This is a genomic window from Massilia phyllostachyos (assembly GCF_021044825.1).
Classification (GTDB): Bacteria; Pseudomonadota; Gammaproteobacteria; order Burkholderiales; family Burkholderiaceae_D; genus Telluria; species Telluria phyllostachyos.
The window spans coordinates 1-1,973 of record NZ_JAJNOC010000023.1 but is presented as its reverse complement, the minus strand read 5'-3'; the positions used below and the strand labels follow the sequence as shown (position 1 = coordinate 1,973).

Here is a 1,973-nt window from a genome sequence, read left to right as displayed (position 1 = left end):
ATGGTAGGAGAGCGTTCTGTAAGCCTGCGAAGGTGTCTTGTAAAGGATGCTGGAGGTATCAGAAGTGCGAATGCTGACATGAGTAGCGATAATGCGGGTGAAAAGCCCGCACGCCGTAAGCCCAAGGTTTCCTGTTCAACGTTCATCGGAGCAGGGTGAGTCGGCCCCTAAGGCGAGGCAGAGATGCGTAGCTGATGGGAAGCAGGTTAATATTCCTGCACCGTCGTATGATGCGATGGGGGGACGGATCGCGGAAGGTTGTCCAGCTGTTGGAATAGCTGGTTTTTGACTCATAGAAGGCGCTTAGGCAAATCCGGGCGCAGGATTCAAGGGGTCGAGACGGGTCGCCATGTGCGACGAAGCAATCGGAAGTGGTTCCAAGAAAAGCCTCTAAGCTTCAGTCATACGAGACCGTACCGCAAACCGACACAGGTGGGCGAGATGAGTATTCTAAGGCGCTTGAGAGAACTCGGGAGAAGGAACTCGGCAAATTGGTACCGTAACTTCGGGATAAGGTACGCCCCGGTAGCTTGACTGCTTTACTGCAGAAGGGTGAAAGGGTTGCAATAAACTGGTGGCTGCGACTGTTTAATAAAAACACAGCACTCTGCAAACACGAAAGTGGACGTATAGGGTGTGACGCCTGCCCGGTGCTGGAAGATTAAATGATGGGGTGCAAGCTCTTGATTGAAGTCCCAGTAAACGGCGGCCGTAACTATAACGGTCCTAAGGTAGCGAAATTCCTTGTCGGGTAAGTTCCGACCTGCACGAATGGCGTAACGATGGCCACACTGTCTCCTCCCGAGACTCAGCGAAGTTGAAATGTTTGTGATGATGCAATCTACCCGCGGCTAGACGGAAAGACCCCATGAACCTTTACTGTAGCTTTGCATTGGACTTTGAACCAATCTGTGTAGGATAGGTGGGAGGCTTTGAAGCGGGGACGCCAGTTCTCGTGGAGCCATCCTTGAAATACCACCCTGGTTCGTTTGAGGTTCTAACCTTGGTCCGTTATCCGGATCGGGGACAGTGCATGGTAGGCAGTTTGACTGGGGCGGTCTCCTCCTAAAGTGTAACGGAGGAGTTCGAAGGTACGCTAGGTACGGTCGGACATCGTGCTAATAGTGCAATGGCATAAGCGTGCTTAACTGCGAGACCGACAAGTCGAGCAGGTACGAAAGTAGGACATAGTGATCCGGTGGTTCTGTATGGAAGGGCCATCGCTCAACGGATAAAAGGTACTCTGGGGATAACAGGCTGATTCCTCCCAAGAGTTCATATCGACGGGGGAGTTTGGCACCTCGATGTCGGCTCATCACATCCTGGGGCTGTAGCCGGTCCCAAGGGTATGGCTGTTCGCCATTTAAAGTGGTACGTGAGCTGGGTTTAAAACGTCGTGAGACAGTTTGGTCCCTATCTGCCGTGGGCGTTGGAAATTTGAAGGGGGCTGCTCCTAGTACGAGAGGACCGGAGTGGACGAACCTCTGGTGTACCGGTTGTCACGCCAGTGGCATTGCCGGGTAGCTAAGTTCGGAAGAGATAACCGCTGAAAGCATCTAAGCGGGAAACTTGCCTTGAGATGAGATTTCCCGGAGCCTTGAGCTCCTTGAAGGGTCGTTCGAGACCAGGACGTTGATAGGCTGGGTGTGGAAGTGCAGTAATGCATTAAGCTAACCAGTACTAATTGCCCGTACGGCTTGTCCCTATAACCTTGGTGGTTATGGATGAGTCAAGAATACAGCTGCAGTTTGTTGATACTGCTGCCCCAAGAATAAGAAAACATACTTCTTCCCGGATTGTGAGTTGCTGGCATGTGCCAACAGCTCAGACAAGTCAAAGCCTGATGACCATAGCAAGTCGGTCCCACCCCTTCCCATCCCGAACAGGACCGTGAAACGACTTTGCGCCGATGATAGTGCTGCAACCAGTGTGAAAGTAGGTTATCGTCAGGCTAGTTATATGAAAAACCCCGC

2 rRNA genes are annotated in these 1,973 nt (G+C 52.1%); both read left to right on the top strand.

Features of this window, described 5'->3' with window-relative positions:
- A 23S ribosomal RNA gene (locus LQ564_RS25670) occupies positions 1 to 1,705 on the top strand; the annotation flags it as partial.
- Positions 1,706 to 1,839: 134 nt separating this feature from the next.
- Positions 1,840 to 1,952: ribosomal RNA gene (rrf, locus tag LQ564_RS25665) — 5S ribosomal RNA — on the top strand.
- The last annotated feature ends 21 nt before the right edge of the window (positions 1,953 to 1,973 follow it).